Genomic DNA, 2020 nt, shown 5'->3' with positions numbered 1-2020 from the left:
CCTCCCCGAACCCCACCCTGGCCGTGCAGGAGTTGAAGCGCATCGGTTGAACTCTCTCACGCGACAACTACCTTGACGCTCACCGCGAGATCATCGAACGCGCGGCATCGAAGAAGAAGGAGCTGGTCGTCGTCGAAGGCTCGTCGCACTACGACCTCTACGACAAGCCCGAGCCGGTCCGCCAGGCACTCGCCAAGCTGGTCCCCTTCTACAAGGAAAACCTCTGAACCTCGCTCAGAGGCCTCTCGCCAATGAGCTTTAGGGAGTGAGGGTAAGGGCGAGACTATTGAGTTCGTGAAGAGGTGCACTTCTCATGGCTTGGCAGCCTCGTCGGCTCTCCGCCGAGCAGCAGCAGGAGCGATGCCTTGAGGCAGCACGACTGCTGCCTCAAGGCGTTCCGCAGGTTCGCGTCGCACGTGAGTTTGGGGTGTCCGAGGCCGCAGTGAGTAAGTGGGCCGTACGGCTACGTTCGGGCGGCCTGCGTGCACGCAGGCACCCAGGGCGCCCCTCGCGATTGACGCCCCGCAAATCACACGACGCGTTGCCAGCACCCCAACGCTCCGGGCTTCACGCTGGCGTGCAACCTGACCCAAATCATCACCTACGACGCCTACAGCAAGGCCGAGGCCTTCCTGACTCAGCCGTTCCGGGTTGTGGCTGGCAGCAAGGCGGGCAGCAAGTGGATGTGCGATGACCTGCTCGCGCGCGCCGCCAGCAAGGACAAGGTCATGCACGTCGTGGAAGGCGCCAACCACATGGAGCTGTACGACGTGCCGAAGTCCGTTGATGAGACCACGTCGAAGCTGGCGCCGCTCTTCGAGGAGAAGCTCTAAAACAGTCAGCAGGAGATGTGATGACGAACGTTCTGATTCTCGGGGCTGGTGGGCAGATTGCGCGCTGGGTAATCCAGATGATTGCCGATGACCGCAACATCCGGCTCACGCTGTTTCTGCGAAATGCGCGAAGACTTTCAGACGAGAATGCGCGCGTGGTCGAGGGGGATGTCCTCGATCGCTCGAGCCTCGACGCAGCGATGAGGGGGCAGGATGTCGTCTACGCGAACCTGACCGGCGATGACATCGACGCGCAGGCGAAGAGCGTCATCGAGTCGATGCAGGCGGCAGGCGTGAAGCGGCTCGTGTTCGTGACGTCGCTCGGTATCTATGACGAGGTACCAGGCACATTCGGTGAGTGGAACCGGCGGGAGATTGGCACGTACCTTCCCCCGTTTCGACGCGCAGCCGACGCGATTGAGGCGTCGAGCCTCGACTACACGATTCTGCGGCCAGCGTGGTTGAGTGATGCCGACGAGGTCGACTACGCGACCACGACTCGCGGTCAGCCGTTCGAGGGTACGGAGGTTTCCCGCAAGAGTGTCGCGGCGCTCATCGCGCAAATAATCGCCGCGCCCAGCCTGTACGTTGGCGGCAACCTTGGCGTGCACAAGCCCGGCAGCGACGGCGACAAACCGGCGTTCCTTTGACATGGAGGTGAGCGCGATGGCGATTGCGAAGTGGGGCCTCCTCATGCTGACCCTGCCTCTCGTGCTGGCGGTGCTGGTGCCCATCGCAGTGACGCTCATTGAAAAGCGCCAGGCGCGCGCGCTGCAGGGACTTGATCCTTATGTTGGGCCGCTGACGGCAGAGCATGGTGGGGCGGCTGTTGTGTACTTCTCTCGCTCCGGCAACACTGCGCTTGCGGCGCGCCATATCGCCAACCGGCTTGGCGCGCAGTTGTTCGAACTGGACGCGCCCGACTATCGACTCGGACTGGCGGGCTGGGCGAATGCGATGCATGACGCGCGTGGAGAGGAGGCGGACATCACGCCGCGTGAGATGGACTTGTCACGCTTCGATCAGCGGAGCTGTGAAGGGCCGGTTGCGGCGGGCTTCTGCGCGGGCCCCTGGAAGGCTCAGCACAGGAGCGGGCGAACGCGGGCGCATCCTCGGCCGTCCGTCCTCGCCCAGCCGGAGCCACCACGGCGCGCGGGCAAGAGCAGAGAGGCGGGGCAGGGGGGGGC

General features: G+C 64.0%; 3 protein-coding genes. All 3 read left to right on the top strand.

All coding sequences use genetic code 11. The features are described from left to right. The first annotated feature begins 653 nt into the window (after positions 1-653). Positions 654-833, top strand: coding sequence for an alpha/beta hydrolase family protein (locus tag HNV26_RS38030; protein ID WP_216613085.1), 180 nt, complete (start codon positions 654-656; stop codon positions 831-833). A 20-nt stretch (positions 834-853) separates the two neighbouring features. Then, complete coding sequence (locus HNV26_RS37215; RefSeq protein ID WP_171445389.1) at positions 854-1483, top strand: SDR family oxidoreductase; 630 nt, start codon at positions 854-856, stop codon at positions 1481-1483. 16 nt (positions 1484-1499) lie between these two features. Beyond that, positions 1500-2020: flavodoxin family protein (locus tag HNV26_RS37210; RefSeq protein ID WP_171453032.1), on the top strand; the 521-nt coding region annotated here is incomplete at its 3' end.

It is taken from the genome of Myxococcus xanthus (genome assembly GCF_013116825.1).
In the GTDB taxonomy this organism is placed as follows: Bacteria; Myxococcota; Myxococcia; order Myxococcales; family Myxococcaceae; genus Myxococcus; species Myxococcus xanthus_B.
The sequence above is the reverse complement of the archived record's forward strand: the minus strand, read 5'-3'. Positions and strand labels throughout refer to the sequence as shown.